The following is a 21659-nucleotide window of genomic DNA, read 5'->3' as shown; positions in this document are numbered from 1 at the left end:
GGAGGGCCGTTATGTCACAGACACCAGTTGTGCAGATTCGCAACTTAACGAAGAAGATCGGCAAGAAAACGCTCGTCGAAGGGCTGACGTTTGACATTCCGCGCGGCGAAGTGTTCGGATTCCTCGGACCGAACGGGGCCGGCAAAACGACGACGATCCGGATGATCGTCGGTCTGATGAAAATCACCGAAGGCCAAGTGCTGATCAACGGCAAGGACGTGGAAAAAGAGTTCGAAGCGGCGATGACCGAAGTCGGCGCGATCGTCGAGAACCCGGAGATGTACAAGTTTCTCTCCGGCTATGACAACCTCGTGCATTTTGCGCGGATGAACAAAAATGTGGCGCCAGGGCGGATCGACGAAGTGATCAAGCTCGTCGGCCTTGAAAACCGCATCAACGACAAAGTGAAGACCTATTCGCTGGGGATGCGCCAACGCCTCGGGCTGGCACAGGCGCTGCTGCACAAGCCGACCGTGCTGATCCTCGACGAGCCGACCAACGGGCTCGACCCGGCCGGCATCCGCGAGCTGCGCGACCATCTGCGGATGCTCGCCAAGCAGGAAGGATTGTCGGTCATCGTCTCCTCGCACCTGCTGGCGGAGATGGAGCTGATGTGCGACCGCATCGCCGTCATTCAGAACGGCAAGCTGATCGACGTGAAGCCGGTGCGCGAGATGGTCGGCGCCGCGGAGCAGACGCTCGTCCGCTTCGAGGTCGACCGTCCGGAAGAGGCGGCGAAAACGCTGGAGCTGGTCGTCAGCGAGGCGGCGATCACCGTGCAGGCGGACGGGCTGGAGCTGGCTTTGACCCGCGAGCAGATCGCCGACGTCAACCGCCACCTCGTGCAGGCGGGTGTAAACGTGTACGGCATCCGCACGCAGAACAAGTCGCTGGAAGACCGATTCCTTGAAATGACAGGCGGTGGACAAATTGTTTAACCTGATCCGCAATGAAAACATGAAAATCTACGGACGCCCGCGCACTTGGGCGATGTTTGCCGTGCTGATTCTGGCGATCATCGTCCAACTGGTGATCACCGACCGCTTCCTCGCCAAGCCGCCCGAAGGCGTCGACTGGAAGCAGGAGATCACGCAGCAGACCGATGGCATGCGCCAGGCGCTGCACGATACGAACAATATGATGCCGGAAGCGTCGCGCAAACAGTTGGAAGCGCAGATTAAAATGAACGAGTATGCGATTGAGCACAATATCGCGCCTTATGAATATACCGCTTGGAAATTTGCCGAGTCGGCGTCGGGCATGATCTTCCTGGTCACGTTGTTCACCGTCATCGTCGCCGGTGACATCGTGGCGACCGAGTTTACCTGGGGCACGATCAAATTGCTGTTGATCCGTCCGGTGAGTCGGACGAAGATCTTGTATTCCAAATACATCTCGACATTGCTGTACGCACTGTTGATGGCGGTCGTGCTGCTCGTCATCTCGTTTGTCCTCGGCGGACTGGTCTTCGGCTTCAGCGGAGTCGATCAGCCGTTCATCTATGTCGATGGGGATGGCGTTTTGCATCAGATGAACATGGCGAGCAAAGTGCTGCTGTCGTTTGGCTTGGAAGCGGTGACCTTGCTGATGATCGTGACGATCGCCTTCATGATCTCGGCGGCGTTCCGCTCGTCGTCCCTGTCGATCTCCCTGTCGATTTTCGTGATGTTCGCAGGCTCGATCGTCGTGCAGATCCTCTCGCGCTATGAGTGGATCAAATACATCCTGTTCGCCAACCTCGACCTTTCGATGTACTTCATGGGCATGCCGCTCGTCGAAGGCATGACCTTAGGCTTCTCGGTGCTGATGCTGGCGATCTACTTTGTGATCATGCATGTCTTGGCGTGGACGCTGTTTACGAAGCGCGACGTCGCAGCATAAGAAAAGACCAACGGATTGCTGTCCGTTGGTCTTTTTACGTTTCCGGCGGGGCGAAGATGTCGATGCCAAGGCGTGCCAGCACTTCCGCCGCCTCTTCGACGGGAAGTAAAGGCAGCCGGAACTCTTCGGCCAGCACCTGTTTGATCTCTTGTAACGAAGCTAATTTTTCCTGCCGGTCGGAGCCGTCCTCGAAGCGCAGGGTCAACGTGTTGTTGACCAGCGAGATCGAGCGGCCTTGTTCCGGCTGCCAGAGCTGGCAGCGCAGCGTTTTCATGAAAAAAGTCTGGCCGGGCGTGTTTTGCTTTTCAATGATGTCGGCAAAATCTGCGAAGCTCAGCTTTTTTTCAGGGTACATCTCCCATTCCAAGGTGACGTTGCCTTTTGCGAGGTGCTGGAATTTGCCATCCTGAATGCGCACGCCGACCCCGCAGGAAACTCGCTCGCCGCCGGCGGGGAGGGGGATCGGGGAGAAGACCGGCGCGCCGACGCCGACATCGACGTAGTGCAGACCTTCGGGCAGATCGACGGCGATGCCCATATGGTTTTCGTTGAAGCCGACCAGCCACGCGTCGTAGCCGAGGGCGGTGAGCAGCCGGTGGAACGATGTGTTGTGCGTGAAACAGGTGCCGCCGGCGTCGAGGGACTGCATCTTTTCTACAAATACATCGATCGGGGGGATGAACCAGCCCGTTTGTTCATATCGCTTAAAGTAATACAGTTTGGTGATGTTCTCAAACGCGTTGCGGGTCAAATGCGCCGTGCACAGGCGTTCCAGCGCCGCGAACCCCGGCGCTTCGGCAGGCAGGCCGAGATGCTGCAGATAGGCTGCGGTCCAGTTCATCAATCGCCGCCCCCTCCGCCGCCGTCTCCGCTTCCGCCGGAGTCGCCGCCACCGCCATAATCAAACCAGCCGCCATCGGAGGAAGAGGAGGAGCTGTCTGATGAATGGAGATTGTGACTGCCGCTCTTCTTGTGCGCATATTTTCCGCCGCCCCGTAAAGTGGCCAGCAACACCACGACGCCGATGATCACGATGAAAAAAATGATTTCCATGTCGTTCCCTCCTGAGCAGGTGGTATTTGCAAGATGATTTCAATCGCTTACAATGAATCATACGTACTGAATAACAAAAAGTTCCATCCTTACAAAAGGAGGAATTCCGTTGAGCCAAGATGATAAACTCAAACGGCTGGAGGCCGAACTCCAGCTCCAAAAACAGGAAATCCAGTCTCTGCAGAAGCAGATTCATCTCTTGAGCGGGCGAATTGAGGATCTGCAAGCGGGCGCAGGTCACCCCGGTCCGCACGCGTCCGCGCCGGGGTCGGCCGCCGAGCCGGACCTGCTGCCGATTGGCACGCAAGCAGCGGCTGACCTGGCTGGTGCAACGGCACCTGCTGCCGGCCCGGTCGGGCAAGAATCGAAGACTCCCGGTGCGCAGCCGCAACAGGTGCAAGAGCATCCGCCGCCGACCGACTGGGAGCATCTGCTCGGTCGGGTCTGGCTGCCGCGCATTTTCGTGCTGGTGCTGCTGCTCGGCGTGATCTGGGGCTTCCAAACCGCGGTGGCGGCGGGGGTGTTGACCGAGCCTGTGCGGTGCCTCCTCGGCGCGCTGGCCGGAGGGTTGTTCCTGTGGCTGGGCGACCGCCAGGCGCGGGCGCAGCGCACGGCGCTCGGCAACGTTCTGCTCGGCGGGGCGCTGGCAGTCTGGCTGCTCACCGTCTTCGCCGCACACATGCTCTACGGCTTGCTCAGCTCCGGCGCCGCGTTCAGCCTGAACGTGCTGATCGTCCTCGCAGGCATCGCCTGCACCGAGCGGTACCGCTCGCAGACGCTGGGCATCCTGACAGCTTTGGCCGGTATGCTTGTGCCATTCCTGTTGAAAAGCGAAACGCCGAACACGCTGTTGTTCGTCAGCTTCGAGGTCTTCTCCTCCCTGATTTATCTGGGGCTCGCGCTGCGCCACAATTTTCGGGCGCTGTATGTGTTCAATTTCCTCTTCTTCCACGCGGCGCTGCTCTTTTTCGGCATCGCGACCGGCTCTGAGGCCACCCAGACGATCGGCTATGGCGTGCTGATCCACCATCTCGCCCTGCTGGCGGGGATGATCGTGCGGAAAGCGCAGGACAGCCGCTTCCTGACCTTGTTCACGTCGGCGGCGTTCACGATGGGCTGGTGGTACGTCCTGTTCGCGCACGATCCGGTCAAAGGAGCTCTGTACACCTGGCTTTTGCTCTTGTTGACGGTGCTCTATGCGGCGCTGGCCTACTACTACCGCAGACAGCAGGGCAGCGCCCGCTTCGCCGTGTCGCTGACGATCTCGTCTTTCGCGCTGATGTTCTACCTGCTGCGCATCTTGGCCGGTCCGAACGAAGCGATCGCACTCCTGCTCGAAGGCGCCTGTCTGTTCGCTTTGGCGCTTCATCTGCGGGCGCGCGTGCAGAGCATCATGTCGGTCGCCATCTTTACTTTGGGGGCGTCCGTCACGATCTTTGACCGCATCCCGCAGGTCGCATCCGGCCAGACGTTGGCGTGGATCGTGATGATCCTGTCGCTCGCCGCCGTGCTGACGTTCACCGCCAAAGTCCTGCGCAGCCGGGAAGCGGACGGGGAAGAGATCGGCTTCGAGTGGTCGGTCGTCCGAGCATTATGGGTCGCCAATGCCATGCTGCTGCTCGTCTTCCTCACCCGGATCACCGGCCTGCTGACCGACAGCTTGTCCAACGACATCCAGCATTTTGCCGTCTCCGCCGTCTGGGCCTTGTATGCCGTCGCCGTGATTCTGCTTGGCACCGTCCGCCGCTCCGCTTTGGCCCGCATCGCCGGCATGGTGCTCTTGTTCATCACGCTGCTCAAGCTGCTCGTTTTCGACCTGCCGACCGTCTCGGTCCTGATCCGGGCCCTGCTCTTCATCGGCCTCGGCTTGATCGGGCTCGCCATCTCGCGCGTATTTTATAAGAAATAGGAGGCACACACCATGTCGATCAATATCGCACCGAACCAAAACACGCTCGCCGAAGCGCTCGGCATCCAACTGATCGAGCTCACACCTGAAAAAGTCATCGCCACCATGCCTGTGCATCCGCCGACGCACCAGCCGTTCGGCTATCTCCACGGGGGCGCCTCGGTCGCCCTCGCCGAGACGGTGGCCAGCGTCGGCACCTGGAACCTGATCGACCAGACGACCCAAGCCTGCTTCGGCCTCGAAATCAACGCCAACCACATCCGCGCCAAGCGCGACGGCATCGTCACCGCCACGGCGACGCCGCTGCACAAAGGCCGCACCACGATGGTCTGGGACATCAATATCACCGACGAAGGAGACAGACTGATCTGCGTCTCCCGCTGCACCGTCGCAGTCGTGCCGCAAAAAGAGGCATGATCATCGGCAGCGGAATTGACATCACCGAAATCGCCCGCCTCGAGCGGCTCTGCCGGCGCCTCGGCGACAAAGTCTGGGAGCGCATCCTCGCCCCTGCCGAGCGCCGCCCGATCAGCAACGAAAAGCGCCGCCTCCAATACCTCGCCGGCCGGTTTGCCGCCAAAGAAGCTGCATCGAAAGCGCTTGGCACCGGCCTCGGCAAGGTCGGGTTGCACGATCTGATCATCGACAACGACGAGCTGGGCGCCCCGGTGCTCACCTTGCAGGGACATGCTGCCGAGCTCGCCGCCCAAAAAGGAGTGGACAGGATTCACCTGACCCTTTCGCACTCCGACCACTACGCCGTCGCCCACGTCATCCTCGAAAAAACTTGCACCGCAGCGCGTACATAATCGACTTCGGACGAGAATAGACATGTACCAGTGCAGGGACAACGTCCCTCGTGTGATATTTCCCGGGTAATTGCGACAGGGGCACACAATTCCTGTCGAATAAGGTAAGGGGGAGAGCGAACGTGCGCAACAAAAGATCCATTTACCTCGTTCTCATCACTGTGCTGGTGCTCAGTCTCGCGATGGTGGGCTGCGGGAGCAAGAATCAAGAGACGGTGATGAAAGACCTGACGAGCTTCAAGCAGGGGCTGAAAAGCTACGAATCCAAGGCGACGATGACCGTTACGGCTCATAACAGTCAGCAGAAGTATTACATCGAAACCTGGTACTTGGCGCCAAACTACTATCGCATCGCTTTGGGCAATGATGCCAAAGACATCACACAAGTGATCGTCAAAAACGACTCCGGCATCTTCGTCGTATCGCCACAGCTGAAGAAATCGTTCCGCTTCAAAGGCGACTGGGCGGAGAACCAAGGCCACGTCTATCTGTACCATGCGGCGGTTGACCGCATCCTGAAAAGCAAAGACTTGAAATATGGCGTAGCGGAAGGCAAGCTCAGCTTCACGCTGAAGATGGAGCCGGAAAACCCGCTCGTCGCCGAGCAGCGCATCGTGCTGAACGAAACCAACCTGCATCCGGTGCAAGTCGCTCTGCTCGACAAAGACGCCAAATCGATCGTCTCCGTCGATTTCACCTCCTTTAAGACCGGTGTCGACTACAAAAAAGAAAGCTTCTCGCCGGAAGCGGCGATGGCGCTGGCGCCGACCGAAGCGCAGCCGGTCATGGCCGGGGCGAAAGATTTTGGCATCATCGAACCGCGCTACCTTCCGGAAGGCGTGACCAAACTCGCGCCGCAGGAAACCCAGTCCAGCGTTATGCTGCGCTTTAACGGCAGTGATCCGTTCACGATCATCGAACAGCGTCCGGCGGCGGTCAGCTCAGCGATGAAGAGCGGTGAGATCGTCGATCTCTGGGGCACCACCGCCGTGCTCGCGCAGGTCGACGGCGGCCAGACCCGCTCCATGCATTGGTTCCACAACAACGTCGAGTTCTCGCTGACCGGCAAACTTCCGGTCGAGGAGATGATCAAGGTGGCCCAATCGATGATCGGGACGGTAGGAAAATAGACAACGCGTACGAACAGGTTGGGAGTGCTGATATTCAGGCACTCCTTTTTGCAGCAGGACAATTCATCCTCCTGTCGAACTCTTACAGATCAAAATAACGGATTACGAATCACGGATCGGAAGGTGAAGGAAGTGGAAGGGAAGTTTATACGCCCGACATGGGCGGAAATCAACCTCGACAGCATCGCGCACAACGTGCGTGAAGTCAGCAAGATCCTGCCGCCGGGCACCGGCATCATGGCGGTCGTCAAGGCGAACGGGTACGGACACGGCGCCCTGCAGATCGCGGAGACCGCGCTGCAAAACGGAGCGAGCTGCCTCGGCGTGGCAGCAGCTGACGAAGGCATCGACCTGCGCGAGGGGGGCATCACCGCGCCGATCCTCATCCTCGGCCATACTCCGACCGACTGTGTCGATCTGATCGTCAGCCATGGTCTGGCCCAGACCGTCTACAGCCGCGAACTGCTCTATGCGTTGCACGAAGCGGCGGTCGCCGCGAACCGTCCGGCTGCCATCCATATCAAAGTCGACACCGGCATGGGCCGGCTCGGCTTCACCGGCCTCGAGGAGGCGGTCGAATTTGCCAAAGAAGCGCAGGCGCTGGAAGGCATTGTGGTCGAAGGCATCTTTACCCATTTTGCCACGTCGGACGAGCACGATTCACCGTATGCACAAGAGCAGATGCGCCGCTGGGGAGCGCTCAGGCAGCGCTTGCAAGATGCAGGTCTGAATATCCCGCTCCAGCATATATCCAATAGTGCGGGCATCCTCCAATACACAGAATGCCCCGGCAACATGGTCCGGCTCGGCATCTCCATGTACGGCTATTACCCGTCAGACGAAGTGCCGCAAAGGCTCGAATTGCGGCCGGCCATGCGGTTTGTGTCGCACATCGTGCACTTGAAAGAAGTGCCCGCCGGCACGAAGATCTCCTACGGTGCGACCTATGAAACAACGGCGTCGGCCAAGATCGCGACGATCCCTGTCGGCTACGCGGACGGCTATTCGCGGCTCTTGTCCAGCAAAGGCGAAGCGCTGGTGCGCGGCGTGCGCGTGCCGGTGGTCGGACGGGTCTGCATGGACCAGTTGATGCTCGATGTAAGCGCAGTGCCCGGCGTCGAAAACGGCGACGAAGTGGTGCTGTACGGCCAGCAGGGCGATGACCGCATCCGGCTGGAAGAAGTGGCGGAGAAGATCGGCACGATCACCTATGAAGTCTGCTGTGTCTTGGGGCGACGCGTCCCGCGAAAATATCTGCAGATGGGCAAAACCATCCAGATTCAAACGATGTAGCCAGCCTGCGTTTCTGGTCGAAACTGGTATGAAACCTCAGATGCTTTGACATACTTAGGCTATGATGGGTATAATACTCGTTGGATGTCTAGTGAAAAGGGATTGTATTGTTGCTTGGAGGTGCCGCGTTTTGTCCAATACCAAACGCATTATGGTTAGTGTACCGAATCATCTTTTGCAGGAAGTGGACGGCATTGTGGAGAAGGAAAACCTGAACCGCAGCGAGTTCATCCGTGAGGCGATGAACCTGTATCTGCAAGAGAGAAAGAAGCGCTATATCCGGGAGTCGCTGCAAAAAGGCTATCTGGAAATGGCGAAGATTAACCTTAACATCGCATCAGAAGCGTTTTTGGCGGAGGAAGAGGCGGAGACAACTCTAGACCGTTTAGTTAGCGGGGTGTAGTCGGTGAATGTAAAGCGCGGCGACATCTATTTTGCCGATTTATCGCCCGTCGTAGGGTCCGAGCAGGGCGGGTTTCGACCGGTCCTCATCATACAGAACGACATCGGCAATCGATTTAGTCCAACGGTGATTGTCGCGGCGATTACCGCGCAGATTCAGAAGGCGAAACTGCCGACCCATGTGGAAATAGACGCAAAAACGTACGGTTTGGATCGTGATTCCGTCATTCTGTTGGAACAGGTCCGCACGATCGATAAACAGCGGTTAACCGATAAGATCACTCATCTCGATGATGAGCTGATGGCGAGGGTAAACGAATCTCTGATGATCTCCTTGGGGCTCATCGAGTTCTAAGTAAAAGAGCTGATCCTGCGAGCAAACAGATGTGCAGCAGAGACGGCTCTTTTTGTTTGGGAAAAGGGTGTTGGAAAAAAACCACCTGACCGAAGTCAGGTGGTTTTTGTGTGTGAATCTTCAAACTTCAATCTGCATTAAGCAGTGAAGCCGCCGCGGATGATCACGGAGTTGCCGCTCGGGAGAACTTTGCCGCGTACGATCGCGCTGTGCTCGTTCGGAACGTGATCGTTGTTTAAAGAGCGCGGGGAATCGCCGCGGATGATGACCGCAAGCTGATCAACCGAATCCAGGGAGTCGCCGCGGATGATGACTGCTTCCTGTTCAACGTCGCCGCGGATGATGACGTTTTGGAAGCCAACCACTGCTACTGCAGCGATTGCGAAGCTGAGGATTGCGAGTGTTTTCTTCATGTATGAACTCCTCCTTGTTGTCCTCAGTGGGACAAGAGACGTAGAATTTTTAACTACTTCAACGAATTGAAATAGCAAAAATAATAGAGTCATCAACAAAAATATAGCATAGGATAGTAGGACTGACAAGGTGTTTCGGTAAAGGAGAACCGCGACTACTTTAAAGAAGTCTAAATACTGCAATTACTATAAAGATATAGTGATTTGAAAGTTCTACAGTCGCCCTTTCAGGAACGTCTTATGTAAAACACCACTACTCTTATAGACGTATATAGGGTTATAAAAGTTACAGTTTGAGGATAAAATATCCAGAGCAAAATCGATAGGGCGGGACTCTTTACGAATTCGTTCCCTGCTTCTATAATAGAACCCAAAGCTTAGAAAACCTTTAAACGCCATGACGAAAGAATAGTACGGCAAATTCCGCTGTCAGAGAGAGAATCCCGAGGCTGTGAGGATTCTTCAGTCAGGAGTGCCCGAACGCTGCTTTCCGAGTGCAGGCAAAACCTGCCGGCTCGTGCCCGTTACCGCACATCTGAGGTGACCCGCCTGTCTTTCGGCGCGGTAATCAGGGTGGTACCGCGAGAGTGTGCACAACGCCTTTCGTCCCTGTTTTTGGGGATGAAGGGCTTTTTTATTTGCCTGTTTTTTGCAGGTTTCCATTTGCAGGATCATTGCAAGATTCAATTAGGAGGGTATTTTGATGAAGTCATCCGAAATTCGCAACCGCTGGCTGAAATTTTTCGAATCGAAAGGGCATGAGATCGTGCCGAGCGCGTCTCTCGTGCCGTACAACGACCCGTCGCTGCTCTGGATCAACGCCGGGATGGCCCCGCTGAAAAAATTCTTTGACGGCAGCGAGATTCCGCGCAACCCACGCATGACCAACTCGCAGAAGTGCATCCGCACCAACGACATCGAAAACGTCGGCAAGACGGCGCGTCACCAGACCATGTTTGAGATGCTCGGCAACTTCTCGATCGGCGATTATTTCAAAAAAGAAGCGATCCACTGGGCGTGGGAATTTGCGACCGCAGAGCTCGGCTTTGACAAAGAGCGCATCTACGTGACGATCCACACCGAAGACGAGGAAGCGTTTGGCTACTGGACGAACGACATCGGTCTGCCGGCAGAGCGCATCGCCCGCACCGAAGAAGACAACTTCTGGGATATCGGCGAAGGCCCGTGCGGCCCCTGTTCCGAGCTGTTCTACGACCTGAAGCCGGAAATGGGCAAAGACGACGTGTTCCACCCGGACAACCATGACGGCAACCGCTACCTCGAGTTCTGGAACCTCGTCTTCACGCAGTTCAACCACAACGCGGACGGCTCCTACAACGAGCTGCCGAAGAAAAACATCGATACCGGTTCCGGTCTCGAACGCCTCTGCCTGATCCTGCAAGGCGTGGAAACCAACTTCGACACCGACCTGTTCCAGCCGATCATCCAGGAGACGGCCCGCCTCGCCGGCAAAGCCTACCATGAAAAAGCGGAGTGGGACGTGGCGTTCAAAGTCATCGCCGACCACATCCGCACCGTCGCTTTCTCGATCGGGGACGGCGCGCTGCCGTCCAATGAAGGCCGCGGCTACGTCATCCGCCGCCTGCTGCGCCGCGCCGTGCGCTGCGGCAAGGTGCTCGGCATCGAGAAGCCGTTCATGTACACGCTGGTCAGCGTCGTCGGCGAGATCATGGGCGAGCACTACCCGGAACTGGTGCAAAAGCGCGAGTTCATCGAGCGCGTCGTCAAAGCGGAGGAAGAGCGCTTCCACGTGACGCTGGCGGACGGCGAAAACTTGCTCGCCGAAGTGCTGGAGCGCGTCAAAGGTGAAGGCAACCATGTATTGCCGGGCGATCAGGCGTTCCGCCTCTATGACACCTACGGCTTCCCGATCGACCTGACGGAAGACATCTGCGCGGAGCAAGGCATCGCGATCGACCGCGAAGGATTTGAGCGGGCGCTGAACGAACAGCGCGAACGCGCGCGCGCAGCCCGCAAGGACGTGGCGTCGATGGCGGTGCAGACCAACCTGTACGATGAGATCAACATCAACTCCGACTTCGTCGGCTATGACGAAATGGCCGCACCGGCAACTGTGCTCGCCTTGATCAAAGACGGTGAGATCGTCACCGAAGCGCACGAAGGCGACGAGATCGAACTGTTCCTCGACCGCACCCCGTTCTACGCGGAGTCGGGCGGCCAGGTGGCCGACATCGGCCTGATCACCGTCGGCGAATCGGCGATCGTCCAAGTCACCGACGTGCAAAAAGCGCCGAACGGCCACAACCTGCACCGAGCAAAAGTTCTCTCCGGCACCGTGGCGGCGCTGGCGACTGTCGAAGCGTCGATCGACCATGAGCGCCGCGTTTCGATCACCCGCAACCACACCGCGACACACTTGCTGCACAAAGCGCTGCGCGAAGTGCTCGGCGACCATGTGGCGCAAGCAGGCTCGCTGGTCGGTCCGGACCGCCTGCGCTTTGACTTCTCGCATCTGGCCGGCATGACGCCGGAAGAGATGGCGACCGTCGAGCGCAAAGTCAACGAGCAGATCTGGGCGAACGAAGGGGTCGAGATCCGCGAGATGAACATCGACGACGCGAAGAAGCTCGGCGCGATGGCGCTGTTCGGCGAAAAATACGGCGATGTTGTGCGCGTGGTCAAAGCGGGCGACTACTCCACCGAGCTCTGCGGCGGCTGCCATGTCCGCTCCACGGGCGAGATCGGCCTGTTCAAGCTCCTCTCCGAGTCTTCGATCGGCGCAGGCGTCCGCCGCTTGGAAGCGGTGACCGGCAAAGGCGCATATGAGTTTGTGGTCAGCCAGGAGCGCCTGCTCCAAGAGGCGGCCGGCAAGCTGCGCGCTAACGTCAACGACCTGCCGAACCGCATCGACCATCTGCAGGCGAACATCAAAGACCTCAGCAAAGAGATCGATGGCCTGAAAGGCAAGCTGGCGGCCGGCGAAGTCGGCAACCTGCTCGGCAAGATGACCGATGTGTCCGGCGTGCCGTTCCTCGCGGCGAAGCTGGACGGCGTGGACATGGACGGCCTGCGGGGCATCGCTGACGACATGAAGAACCGCATCGAGTCGGGCGTCATCGTCCTCGGCGCGGCGCAAGGCGAAGACAAAGTCTCCTTCGTCGTCGCCGTGACGAAAGACCTGAACGGCCGCGGCATCCAGGCGGGCAAGATCGTCAAAGAAGTCGCAGCCATCACCGGCGGCGGCGGCGGCGGTCGTCCGGAGCTGGCGCAAGCGGGCGGCAAGGACGTCTCCAAGCTGCAGGAAGCGCTGGATCAGGCTTCCGCGATCCTTGCAAGCATGCTGTAACAATGGCTTTGAACTGAACGATGGAAAGCCCCGTCTGCTATGAGACGGGGCTTTTTTTATGAAATGGGAGGTTGTTGTTCGTTAATGATATTGTCTTATTTTATCAATCTTACTCTATTTTCATTTCCTTCTATTGTACACCTGTAGAATAAGTTATACTCGGTAACAAATGCTCCGTGCTATTTCACGAATGTAAAATAAGCTATACTCGGTAAGGTATTCTCTGTTTGAAGAATCGCAGCTGTGGCAACAGGAGGAATCCTTAATGGTGATACGATTGGCACAAGAGCAGGACCAGCCGTTTTTGATCCGTGAATATTTGCAGCACTTCAGCCCGCACATGGGGGAAGCGGAGCGGTATGCCAGACAGCACCTGCAGGTCGACCGCGCGCTGCTCTTGGAGGAACAGGGCTTCATCCTCGGCCTTGCCACCTGGGGCGCCCGCGACGGCATCCGCACCGGACTCGCGCAAATCACCGGCTTGCGCATCATCACGACGCGTCGCCGCTGTGGGCTCGGGAAACTGTTGTTTCAAGCGGTCGTGGAAGATATGGAAGCGTATTACCGGGAGCGAGATGCGGAACTGCGCCGCTTGTTTCTTTTTGCACCGGAGGAAACCGGTATTTTTTTTGAAAAGCTGGGCCTGGCCAAAATTTCGCTGGTGCAAGATCAGCGCGGGCTTCAGCGCCATGATCTCTTGTACGTCATGGAACGAATCGGTGCTGACCGCGAATGAGGCGGACAGTACCTTTTTGTTGTGTCTGCATATCTAGGCAGGGACAGTGTGGGAGTAGATCTAGGTGGCAGCGGCGTATCGAATAACTCTCTCGAACAGCTCATGTTCTAAAAGTTGAAGTTGCGCTCCTGTATATGTTAGAATTGTCCTATAGAACTTGCATAAACTAAAAAAGACCATAGGTGCTGGACACACCTACGGTCGTTACACAACTGATACCCCAAACGGGTGTCGGCTCTTATGTTGAGAAATAGACCTCCATGCCGTCAAGCTCAAGGGAGGTCTATTTCTTTTTTATCAGGTTTAGTATGCTGATGGTCACAGAAAGCAAACCGAAAATGATCGCGACAATCAACGAACCGAATGCAATCATCACAGTGAGCGTCTGGAATTCCGTCATACTCTTCTCACCCCCTTTCCACAGGGGATGAGCCGACCGCCCTTGAGGAGATTATTCAATTGTGTTGGTTGTATTCTATCATAGAAGAACGCGGTGTGTGAGTCTTTTGTTATAAAATAAGAAGAAAAGAGGCAAATGTTAAAAAGGATGGCGTACTGTGTTACGGAAGGCAATCAAAGTGTTGTTTAACAGCAGGGTACTTAACGGGGACCACCTTATGCAACAACGCTCTATTAGCAATATTAGTATAAACAAAAGCGAAGTGGAGTTTTTACGGGGACTAGTAGAATGGCAGGTCTATTTTTATGTCCGTCATTTTGCCTGCAACGCGAGGAAGCAAATTGAGAAACAGCGACTGGTTCGCTACAATAAAAGGGATACATACGGGATGAAGGTGAAGAAATGAATCAAGATCAGACAAAACGCGTGCTGGTCATCACCGCGGTCGAAGCGGAACGGGACGCGATCTTGCGGGGGATTGGCAGCTCGGAACGGTTTGACGTGCAGGTTGGCGGCGTCGGGCCGGTGGCGGCCGGGGTCAGGACCGCGAAGGCGATTGCTGCCGGGGACTACGGGCTGGTGATCAGCGCAGGGATCGGCGGCGGCTTTGTGGAGCGGGCGCCGGTCGGGTCGCTCGTCGTGGCGACAGAGATCCTCGCCGCCGATCTGGGCGCGGAGACGGGAGAAGGGTTCGCCAGCGTGGACGAGCTGGGCTTTGGCGCTTCTCGCGTGGAGGCTGACGCAAAACGGGCTGCCCAAGTCACGGCAGCACTGCAAGCGGCCGGGCTGACCGCGACCTCCGGGCCGGTGTTAACTTTGGCAACGGTGACCGGGACGGCCGAGACCGCGCAGAGACTGGCCGCACGCGTGCCGGGCGCGGCGGCAGAAGCGATGGAAGGCTACGGGGTGGCGTTTGCCGCACAGGATGCGGGGCTGCCCGTTTTGGAAATTCGTGCGATCTCCAACGCTGTCGGTCCGCGCGACCGGGCGGCATGGCGGATGAAAGATGCTTTTGATGCCCTGCAAGCGGCAGGCGCAGTTTTGGTGGAGGTGCTGTAAATGAAAATCGCTTACTCTCCGTGTCCGAACGACACGTTTGTATTCCACGCCTGGGCGCATGGATTAATCGAAGGAGCCCCTGAGCTGGACGTGATGTACGCCGACATCGACATCACCAACGGTCTCGCTGCCAGTGGCGAAGGGCCGGAAGTGCTGAAGATTTCCTACGCAGCCCTGCCATGGGTGCTGCAAGACTACGCTTTGCTCCCTTGCGGCGGCGCGTTGGGCCGCGGTTGCGGCCCGCTCGTGCTGACGGCGAACGCAGCGGCGGCAGGCAACCCGGCCGCTTTGACCGGCAAAAAAGTGGCGGTGCCGAGCGAGCGCTCCACCGCCTACCTGCTGTTCCGCCTCTGGGCGGCGCAAAACGTGCCGGGCGGCGTTGGCGAGATCGTCGTCATGCCGTTCCATGAGATCATGCCGGCAGTACGAGACGGCCAAATCGACGCCGGCCTCGTCATTCACGAAGCGCGGTTTACCTATCAAAATTATGGTCTGACCCTGCTCGCCGACATGGGCAACTGGTGGGAAGGCGACACCGGCCTGCCGATCCCGCTCGGCGCGATCATCGCCAAGCGCTCGCTCGATCTGGAAGCGATCGCCGGCTGGGCGCGCGCGTCGGTCGAATACGCCTGGGCACACCCGGAAGCGTCCCGAGACTACGTGATGTGCCACGCGCAGGAGATGTCGCCCGACGTGGCCCGACAGCACATCGGCCTCTACGTCAACGAGTTCACCCGCGATCTTGGCGACAAAGGCTATGAAGCGGTCACCGTCCTGCTGTCCCGTGCGGCGCAAGAGGGTCTGGTACCGGAATTCGATCTGGCGCTGCTCAAATAACCGGAATCGAAAAAGGCCATCCTCGGCGCAGGATGGCCTTTTTCTCATGTCTCAAAATACAGATGGTGGTGCAACTGACAGCCCGGATTGAACGACGCGCCGCAAGCCGGGCATTGGGAAGCGCAGTCTTGGTACGCCTGCACCGTCAGCTCCGTTCCGCAGGCGCCGCACAGCACGGCCGGTTCGTCGAACCGCGCGCGGGGCCAAGGCTGTGGCGGATGATCCGCCACCTCCTGATGGCACTCATAGCAGGGATAATAGCGCTCGCAGCATCCGAACTTCAGCGCGATGATGTCCACCTCGGAGCGGTAATGCCTGCACCGCGTCTGTGCATCGACCTCCACCCCGTACACGCGGGGGCGCACGTCGGGCAGCGGTTCGCCGGCGACAATGTTGCCGATGCCTTCCTGACAGACTCCGTAGGGCAGCCACGGGCAGGTCGAGCAGATCTCCAGCAGATCGTCCGGCTGCAGCGAACGGGCCACCCGCGACAAGATCTCCTCCCACGTCACCACGTCCCCGGCCTTCAGCCCGAGCCGCTGCAGGATCAGCGCGTCGCGCTCGGCCACATTTTGATCCTCGCAGTGGTACTCTCCGTCCGCCGGAAAGCAGGCGCAGAGCATGTCCTTGCCGCTGATGATCTGGCACGGCGTCTTGGGGTCGTCGAGCAGTTGCCGATAGACCCGGGTCATGTTGTCCACATAGTCGTCCGAATACCCCATCCCCCGGTAGCCGAGCAGACAGAGCAGATGATGTCCTCGCAATGAGATCCTCATGTCGCATCTCCTTTTGCAGATCCTTCAAAGTCTTCCTACTATAGCACATGCTCCGTTTTCTGAGGAGGGTCTTAGCTGCCGCTCCGTCTCGGGACGGAGCGGCATCCCGACTATGGGGCGGCGCGTGTTTGGATGATTTTCCCTACAATGAAATCAACAAGTTGTGGAGGGAGACAGCGCATGAACACGGTGTACGAAGTGAACGGACTGACCAAAATCTATGAGAATCAGAAAAAGGCAAATGACAACATCTCGCTCACGATCCGACAAGGCGAAGTGGTCGGCGTGCTGGGGCCAAACGGGGCCGGCAAATCGACGCTGATCAAGCAGATGGTCGGCCATGTGAAGCCGACGTCGGGGGAGATCCGGCTGTTCGGGGCGGACGTGATCAAGCGCTCCGACCTGATCCCGCAGTATGTCGGGTATTACGACCAGCGTCCGGCGGCGCTTGACGCTTTGACCGGGTATGAAGCGATCTACTGCACGGGCCGTCTGCGCGGCATGTCGCGGGCGGCGGCGAAGCAGGCGAGCGACCGCCTGATCGAGCTGCTGAACCTCGGCGAAGTCCGCAAGCGCGAGATTCGCAAAATGTCGGGCGGGCAGCAGCGCATGGTCGGGTTCGCCACCGTGCTGATCGGCGAGCTGCCGGTGCTGATCCTCGACGAGCCGACCAACGAGCTCGACCCGGAGCGCCGCCGCCAGCTCTGGGACACCTTGGCGGAGCGCAACCGCCAAGCGGGCACGACGATCCTGCTCGTCACGCACAACGTGCTGGAAGCGGAGCAAGTCGTCGACAAAGTCGCGGTGATCGACCACGGCCGGCTGCTCGCCTACGACTCGGTCGGCAAGCTGAAGCAGCAGGTGGACAGCCGGCTGCGGCTGGAGCTGACCGTGTTGCCAGAAGAAGGGGAGCGGCTGGAACGGCTGCTGCAAAGCTTCGGCACCTTGCAGCGCCCGGCTGCGAACAAGATCCGCCTCTTTATGGAAGAAGGGCAGGCTGGCGAAGCGCTGCAAACGGTCGTCAGTCAGGCGGGCGCAGGCTGTGAAGAGTACCGCGTGGTGCCGCCGAGCCTCGAAGACGTGTATTTCAAGCTGGGTGGAAAGGAAGGTTCGATCTAAGATGAAAGCAACAGCTATGGGAGCGGCCCCGATGCCGCAATCGATTCTCAAGAGCGAAGGCATCCCGCTCTGGAAGCGCAAAGTCAGCGAACTGGCGACGCTCTGCTGGATGCAACTGCTCCAACTCCGTGAAAACTGGGTCTGGGTGGTGCTGCTGGCCAGCATGTTCCCGATGACGACCCTGCTGTTTATGAAATTCTTGAATCCCAATCCCACCCCGGCCTACATCGTGCAGACGATCGCGGGCAACATGATCTTCGGGGTGATCGTGTCGGGCGTGAACATGATGTCGCAAAGCATCTCCTGGCAGAAGGAGCAGGGGCATTTTACCTACTATCTCTCACTTCCATTGCACAAATTGTCTTTTGTCACCGCCGTCTTATTCCGCGGACTGTTGAACACCGTGCCGTCACTGGTCGTGATGACGCTGATCGGCAAGCTGGCATTTCAGGTAGACTTCCAGTACAGCTGGTGGCTCTTGCCGCTGTTTTTCCTGGCGACGTATGTCTGTTCCGCATTCGGCACGGTGATCGGATTCTGGAGCAAGAACCAGCAGCTGACCAACATGATCAGCCAAGTGCTGATGATGTTCCTCTCCTTCCTCTCCCCGGTCATGGTGACGATGGAGCAACTGCCGGGTGCGCTGCAAAACATCGCGTATGTCTTTCCGACCACGTACATCGCGGAAGCCGCCCGCACTCTGCTCTTGACCGGGTACGATGCGACGGTGGGCTGGCAACTGCTGATCTTGTCAGGGTATGCGCTGGTGTTTACGGTGCTGATTATTAAGAAGGCAGACTGGCGAGCGAAATAATGGAGAGTCGAAATACGAAACCCCGCCGAGAGGCGGGGTTCTTTCTTACCAAAACGGAAAATCAGCTCACACCGTCACTTCCCGTACTCTCCGAATCCCGTTGACATACTGGATCGCCTCAAACGTCTCCGCATCTAACATCTTATCCACCGCCAGAATCATCAGCGCCATTCCACCCTGTGAGCGGCGGGCGACTTGCATGGCAGCGATGTTGATGTCGGCGCGGCCGAGCAGGGTGCCGACTTTGCCGATCATGCCGGGCTGGTCGAGGTGCTCGGTCATCAGGAGCGTGCCTTCCGGGGCGAGGTCGACTTTGAAATCGTTGATCTGCACGATGCGCGGGCCGAGGTCGGCGATCAAAGTGCCTGCGATCGTCACGTCGCCTTGGTCGGTCTGCACCGTCACCTGCAGCAGGTCGGCGTAGAGATCATGGCGCGTCGTCTTGGTCTCGGTCAGCCGAATGCGGTGCTGCTCGGCCAGATACGGCGCGTTGACGTAGTTGACTTCCTCTCCGTGGTGGTACCCGAGCAGCCCTTTCAGAATCGAACGGGTCAGCGGGTCGGTCTGCTTGTCGGCCAGCTTGCCCGCGTAGGTCATCTCGATCTTCTGCACCGGCCCTTCCGCCAGCGCCGCCGCCAGACGGCCCGCTTTCTCCGCCAGCTCAAGATACGGCGAGATCGTGCGCATCGCTTCGTCCGACAAGGACGGCAGGTTGACCGCATTTTTGAACGGACGGTCCCGGAGCAACTGGAGCAGTTCCCGCCCGACGTCGATCGCCACGTTGATCTGCGCCTCTTCGGTCGAAGCGCCCAGATGCGGCGCGACCACGACGTTCTCAAACGAGAGCAGCGGGTTCTCCAAAGTCGCCGGCTCCGTTTCAAAAACGTCCAGGGCGGCGCCTGCCACCTTGCCGCGCTGTAACGCTTCGATCAGCGCCGCTTCGTCGATGATGCCGCCGCGGGCGCAGTTGAGGATGCGCACGCCCGGCTTCATCCGGGCGAACTGGTCGCGGGAGAGCAGGTGTTTCGTCTCTTTGATCAAGGGCGTATGCACGGTGATGAAATCTGCCGCTGCGACGACCTCGTCCACCGACGCCATCACCACGCCGACTTTCTCCGCGCGCTCGCGGGTTAAAAACGGGTCGAACGCCAGCACCCGCATGTTGAACGCCAAGGCCCGCTTGGCCACTTCCGTCCCGATGCGGCCAAAGCCCAAGATGCCGAGCGTCTTGCCGCTAAGCTCCACGCCGACAAATGATTTGCGGTCCCACGCACCGCCTTTCAGCTTGCCGTGCGCCTGCGGGATCTTGCGCGCCATGGCGAGCAGCATGGCGAAAGTGTGCTCGCAGGTGGAGATCGTGTTCCCGTCCGGTGCGTTGATCACGATCACGCCTTGCCGGGTCGCGGCGGCCACGTCGATGTTGTCGACGCCGACCCCGGCCCGCCCGATGGCTCGGAGGTTGACTCCGGCCTGCAGCACTTCGGCCGTCACTTGCGTTTGCGAGCGGACGAGCAGCGCGTCATAGCCGCCGATCACTTCGAGCAGCCCCTCGGGCGTCAGGTCGGTGCGAATGTCCACCTCCACTTCCGGCGCTTCCAGCAAGGCGGCCAGACCTTGCTCCGAGATCGGGTCGCTGACCAATACGCGATGCTTAACCATGAGTAACCGCCTCCTTGTGTGTCAGATACACTTCCTGCGCTGCCCGCACGCCCCTGCCGAGCGCGACGGGTGCGCCAGCCTGGAACAGCCCGACCTCCAGCAGTGCGATCGTTTGCAGCACATCGGCCGGCGAGCAGTACCCCATGTGGCCGATGCGGAAGATCTGGCCTTTCAGGTGCTGCTGGCCGCCTGCGACCGACAAGTTGAACGCGGTGCGCAGCGCTTGGCGCAGCTTTTCAACATCGAAGTCGCACACGCCGACCGACGTCACGGTCGGCGAGGCCGCTTCGTCTGTCGTGAACAACGGCAGCTCCAGCGCCTGCACCGCGCGGCGGGTCATCTTTTGCAAGAGCAGGTGGCGGTCGAAGATGCGCGGCAGTCCTTCCGCTTCGATCAGCTTCAGCACTTCGTCCAGCCCGTAGAGCAAGGAGACGGCCGGGGTGTACGGCGTCGTGCGGGCCTGCAACTGCTTCTTGTAGGCGCGCAGGTCGAAGTAAAAACGCGGCGTCCGGTTGTTCGCCACGACGTCCCACGCCCGTTCGCTCAAGGCGAGGAAAGTCAAGCCCGGCGGCAGCATCAGCGCTTTTTGCGATCCTGTCACGACGATGTCCAAGCCCCAGTCGTCCATCGGCAGGTCGACGGCGCCAAGCGAGGAGACGGCATCGACGATCAGCAGCGCAGCGGTCGCCTGCACGCGGCGGGCGATCTCGCGGATCGGGTGCAGCACGCCGGTCGAGGTCTCACAGTGGGTGGCGAAGACCGCTTTGACATCGGGGTGCTCGGCGAGGGTGGCGGCGACGAGCTCCGGATCGATCGGGTCGCCCCAGCTCGCTTCCACCTCCAACACGTTCGCTCCGTATGCCTTGCAGATCTTCACAAAGCGCTCGCCGAAATTGCCTCCGCACAGCACCAGCACTTTGTCGCCCGGCGAGACGACATTGCATACTGCCGCTTCCAGCCCGGCCGTGCCGGAGCCGGCGAGGATCAGCACGTCTTGCTGCGTTTGGAACACCAGTTTCAGCCGTTCGGCCGTCTCGGCGAACAGTCGGGAAAACTCTCCGCTGCGGTGCCCGGTGATCGGGCGGTTCATCGCGCGCTCCACCTGCGGGGGCAGCGGGGTCGGTCCGGGAATGCGCAGCAACACTTGTTCTTGAAACATCTTCATCTCCTCCTTCTCTTCACTCACGCCTAAAAACGCAAAAAATCCTCTCATCCCTTTCTGCACATACACACACGGGTGTCTATGATGTGCAGAAAGGGACGAGAGGATTGAAAAACTCCTTCGCGGTTCCACCCTTCTTCGCAGCCGGCTCGCGCACGGCTGCCTCAGCAGGTCGCAACGCAGGGCATCCCCCGCAACCATTGCGATCTAAAACAAGCCGATAACGGGGCCGTCCGTTTCCCCCTACTAAGCCTGCCCGCCTGCATACAGGTCGAGCGGTGTTCGGAAAAAATGCTCCGGAATGCTCGTCTGGTTTCCCGTGTACCGGTTCACAGCTCCCACCGGCTCTCTGAAACACGAACGAAACTGACAATTCCTTCGTTGCTTTTTCGTATTTTGCGATGTTGTCAGTAATCTTATCACCCGAAAATAAAAAATACAATCCCTTTTTCTCCGTCTTCATCTCAGCCTGCAGACGGATGGAAAGGACAGCCCGCGTGGCTTATACTTTTCTTAAAGTTTGA

General features: G+C 58.7%; 22 protein-coding genes. 15 read left to right on the top strand and 7 right to left on the bottom strand.

What is annotated here, in order from left to right; translation table 11 throughout:
• Window positions 1–11: 11 nt before the first annotated feature.
• The gene (locus tag EV586_RS11505) at window positions 12–938 is read left to right on the top strand and encodes an ABC transporter ATP-binding protein (protein WP_132945231.1); all 927 of its coding nucleotides are present in this window, start codon (window positions 12–14) and stop codon (window positions 936–938) included.
• Complete coding sequence (locus tag EV586_RS11500; protein WP_132945230.1) at window positions 931–1881, top strand: ABC transporter permease; 951 nt, start codon at window positions 931–933, stop codon at window positions 1879–1881. The genes EV586_RS11505 and EV586_RS11500 overlap by 8 nt, the downstream gene beginning before the upstream one ends.
• A gap of 34 nt (window positions 1882–1915) precedes the next feature.
• Here EV586_RS11500 and EV586_RS11495 read toward each other — a convergent pair whose 3' ends face one another.
• Window positions 1916–2722, bottom strand: coding sequence for an arylamine N-acetyltransferase (locus EV586_RS11495; protein ID WP_132945229.1), 807 nt, complete (start codon window positions 2720–2722; stop codon window positions 1916–1918).
• Window positions 2722–2934 (bottom strand): hypothetical protein, encoded by a 213-nt coding sequence (locus tag EV586_RS11490; protein WP_132945228.1) that lies wholly within the window; start codon window positions 2932–2934, stop codon window positions 2722–2724. The genes EV586_RS11495 and EV586_RS11490 overlap by 1 nt, the downstream gene beginning before the upstream one ends.
• Before the next feature lie 109 nt (window positions 2935–3043).
• Between EV586_RS11490 and EV586_RS11485 the strand changes: the two genes are divergently transcribed.
• From EV586_RS11485 to EV586_RS11455, 7 genes are all read left to right on the top strand, one after another.
• Entirely contained in the window at window positions 3044–4843 is a 1800-nt protein-coding gene (locus EV586_RS11485; RefSeq protein ID WP_165898547.1) for a DUF2339 domain-containing protein, read from the top strand.
• Between the two features lie 12 nt (window positions 4844–4855).
• Window positions 4856–5260, top strand: a complete 405-nt coding sequence (locus tag EV586_RS11480) for a hotdog fold thioesterase (RefSeq protein ID WP_132945226.1) — start codon at window positions 4856–4858, stop codon at window positions 5258–5260.
• The gene (gene acpS, locus EV586_RS11475) at window positions 5257–5652 is read left to right on the top strand and encodes a holo-ACP synthase (RefSeq protein WP_132945225.1); all 396 of its coding nucleotides are present in this window, start codon (window positions 5257–5259) and stop codon (window positions 5650–5652) included. The genes EV586_RS11480 and acpS overlap by 4 nt, the downstream gene beginning before the upstream one ends.
• 122 nt (window positions 5653–5774) lie before the next feature.
• Complete coding sequence (locus EV586_RS11470; RefSeq protein WP_132945224.1) at window positions 5775–6782, top strand: outer membrane lipoprotein-sorting protein; 1008 nt, start codon at window positions 5775–5777, stop codon at window positions 6780–6782.
• Window positions 6783–6914: 132 nt separating this feature from the next.
• The gene (alr, locus tag EV586_RS11465) at window positions 6915–8075 is read left to right on the top strand and encodes an alanine racemase (protein WP_132945223.1); all 1161 of its coding nucleotides are present in this window, start codon (window positions 6915–6917) and stop codon (window positions 8073–8075) included.
• A 151-nt stretch (window positions 8076–8226) separates the two neighbouring features.
• Window positions 8227–8478, top strand: a complete 252-nt coding sequence (locus EV586_RS11460) for a CopG family ribbon-helix-helix protein (RefSeq protein ID WP_087459185.1) — start codon at window positions 8227–8229, stop codon at window positions 8476–8478.
• A gap of 3 nt (window positions 8479–8481) precedes the next feature.
• A complete protein-coding gene (locus EV586_RS11455; protein ID WP_087456648.1) occupies window positions 8482–8832 on the top strand; it encodes a type II toxin-antitoxin system PemK/MazF family toxin in 351 nt (116 codons plus the stop codon).
• Window positions 8833–8969: 137 nt separating this feature from the next.
• Here EV586_RS11455 and EV586_RS11450 read toward each other — a convergent pair whose 3' ends face one another.
• Entirely contained in the window at window positions 8970–9245 is a 276-nt protein-coding gene (locus tag EV586_RS11450) for a hypothetical protein (RefSeq protein ID WP_132945222.1), read from the bottom strand.
• Between the two features lie 703 nt (window positions 9246–9948).
• Between EV586_RS11450 and alaS the strand changes: the two genes are divergently transcribed.
• Together alaS and EV586_RS11440 are read left to right on the top strand one after the other, a co-directional pair.
• Window positions 9949–12573 carry an alanine--tRNA ligase gene (gene alaS, locus EV586_RS11445; RefSeq protein ID WP_132945221.1) on the top strand — a complete coding sequence of 875 codons (2625 nt, stop codon included), beginning with the start codon at window positions 9949–9951 and terminating at the stop codon, window positions 12571–12573.
• Between the two features lie 265 nt (window positions 12574–12838).
• Window positions 12839–13309, top strand: coding sequence for a GNAT family N-acetyltransferase (locus EV586_RS11440; RefSeq protein ID WP_132945220.1), 471 nt, complete (start codon window positions 12839–12841; stop codon window positions 13307–13309).
• A 283-nt stretch (window positions 13310–13592) separates the two neighbouring features.
• Here EV586_RS11440 and EV586_RS21850 read toward each other — a convergent pair whose 3' ends face one another.
• Window positions 13593–13709 (bottom strand): putative holin-like toxin, encoded by a 117-nt coding sequence (locus EV586_RS21850; RefSeq protein WP_481937760.1) that lies wholly within the window; start codon window positions 13707–13709, stop codon window positions 13593–13595.
• Window positions 13710–14111: 402 nt separating this feature from the next.
• Between EV586_RS21850 and EV586_RS11435 the strand changes: the two genes are divergently transcribed.
• A complete protein-coding gene (locus EV586_RS11435) occupies window positions 14112–14768 on the top strand; it encodes a futalosine hydrolase (RefSeq protein WP_132945219.1) in 657 nt (218 codons plus the stop codon).
• Window positions 14769–15605 (top strand): 1,4-dihydroxy-6-naphtoate synthase, encoded by an 837-nt coding sequence (locus EV586_RS11430; RefSeq protein ID WP_132945218.1) that lies wholly within the window; start codon window positions 14769–14771, stop codon window positions 15603–15605.
• Between the two features lie 44 nt (window positions 15606–15649).
• On the opposite strand, the gene EV586_RS21715 is transcribed toward EV586_RS11430, so the two are convergent.
• Window positions 15650–16381 carry a DUF1284 domain-containing protein gene (locus tag EV586_RS21715; RefSeq protein ID WP_165898546.1) on the bottom strand — a complete coding sequence of 244 codons (732 nt, stop codon included), beginning with the start codon at window positions 16379–16381 and terminating at the stop codon, window positions 15650–15652.
• A gap of 180 nt (window positions 16382–16561) precedes the next feature.
• On the opposite strand from EV586_RS21715, the gene EV586_RS11420 reads away from it, so the two are divergent.
• Both EV586_RS11420 and EV586_RS11415 read left to right on the top strand, forming a co-directional pair.
• A complete protein-coding gene (locus tag EV586_RS11420) occupies window positions 16562–17500 on the top strand; it encodes an ABC transporter ATP-binding protein (RefSeq protein ID WP_132945217.1) in 939 nt (312 codons plus the stop codon).
• A 1-nt stretch (window position 17501) separates the two neighbouring features.
• Complete coding sequence (locus EV586_RS11415) at window positions 17502–18314, top strand: ABC transporter permease (RefSeq protein ID WP_132945216.1); 813 nt, start codon at window positions 17502–17504, stop codon at window positions 18312–18314.
• Between the two features lie 66 nt (window positions 18315–18380).
• Here EV586_RS11415 and serA read toward each other — a convergent pair whose 3' ends face one another.
• Together serA and EV586_RS11405 are read right to left on the bottom strand one after the other, a co-directional pair.
• Window positions 18381–19973 (bottom strand): phosphoglycerate dehydrogenase, encoded by a 1593-nt coding sequence (gene serA, locus EV586_RS11410; RefSeq protein ID WP_132945215.1) that lies wholly within the window; start codon window positions 19971–19973, stop codon window positions 18381–18383.
• Window positions 19966–21132 (bottom strand): pyridoxal-phosphate-dependent aminotransferase family protein, encoded by a 1167-nt coding sequence (locus EV586_RS11405; protein WP_132945214.1) that lies wholly within the window; start codon window positions 21130–21132, stop codon window positions 19966–19968. The genes serA and EV586_RS11405 overlap by 8 nt, the downstream gene beginning before the upstream one ends.
• Window positions 21133–21659 lie beyond the last annotated feature (527 nt).

This window comes from Tumebacillus sp. BK434, assembly GCF_004340785.1.
In the GTDB taxonomy this organism is placed as follows: Bacteria; Bacillota; Bacilli; order Tumebacillales; family Tumebacillaceae; genus Tumebacillus_A.
This window is presented reverse-complemented; position numbering and strand designations above follow the sequence as displayed.

Coding starts and splice junctions, on each gene's coding strand:
- EV586_RS11450 (WP_132945222.1), bottom strand. CDS start 9,245: ATGAAGAAAACACTCGCAATCCTCAGCTTCGCAATCGCTGCAGTAGCA.
- acpS (WP_132945225.1), top strand. CDS start 5,257: ATGATCATCGGCAGCGGAATTGACATCACCGAAATCGCCCGCCTCGAG.
- EV586_RS11440 (WP_132945220.1), top strand. CDS start 12,839: ATGGTGATACGATTGGCACAAGAGCAGGACCAGCCGTTTTTGATCCGT.
- EV586_RS11460 (WP_087459185.1), top strand. CDS start 8,227: ATGGTTAGTGTACCGAATCATCTTTTGCAGGAAGTGGACGGCATTGTG.
- EV586_RS11480 (WP_132945226.1), top strand. CDS start 4,856: ATGTCGATCAATATCGCACCGAACCAAAACACGCTCGCCGAAGCGCTC.
- EV586_RS11495 (WP_132945229.1), bottom strand. CDS start 2,722: ATGAACTGGACCGCAGCCTATCTGCAGCATCTCGGCCTGCCTGCCGAA.
- serA (WP_132945215.1), bottom strand. CDS start 19,973: ATGGTTAAGCATCGCGTATTGGTCAGCGACCCGATCTCGGAGCAAGGT.
- EV586_RS11490 (WP_132945228.1), bottom strand. CDS start 2,934: ATGGAAATCATTTTTTTCATCGTGATCATCGGCGTCGTGGTGTTGCTG.
- EV586_RS21715 (WP_165898546.1), bottom strand. CDS start 16,381: ATGAGGATCTCATTGCGAGGACATCATCTGCTCTGTCTGCTCGGCTAC.
- EV586_RS21850 (WP_481937760.1), bottom strand. CDS start 13,709: ATGACGGAATTCCAGACGCTCACTGTGATGATTGCATTCGGTTCGTTG.
- EV586_RS11420 (WP_132945217.1), top strand. CDS start 16,562: ATGAACACGGTGTACGAAGTGAACGGACTGACCAAAATCTATGAGAAT.
- alaS (WP_132945221.1), top strand. CDS start 9,949: ATGAAGTCATCCGAAATTCGCAACCGCTGGCTGAAATTTTTCGAATCG.
- EV586_RS11415 (WP_132945216.1), top strand. CDS start 17,502: ATGAAAGCAACAGCTATGGGAGCGGCCCCGATGCCGCAATCGATTCTC.
- EV586_RS11505 (WP_132945231.1), top strand. CDS start 12: ATGTCACAGACACCAGTTGTGCAGATTCGCAACTTAACGAAGAAGATC.
- EV586_RS11405 (WP_132945214.1), bottom strand. CDS start 21,132: ATGTTTCAAGAACAAGTGTTGCTGCGCATTCCCGGACCGACCCCGCTG.
- EV586_RS11435 (WP_132945219.1), top strand. CDS start 14,112: ATGAATCAAGATCAGACAAAACGCGTGCTGGTCATCACCGCGGTCGAA.
- EV586_RS11430 (WP_132945218.1), top strand. CDS start 14,769: ATGAAAATCGCTTACTCTCCGTGTCCGAACGACACGTTTGTATTCCAC.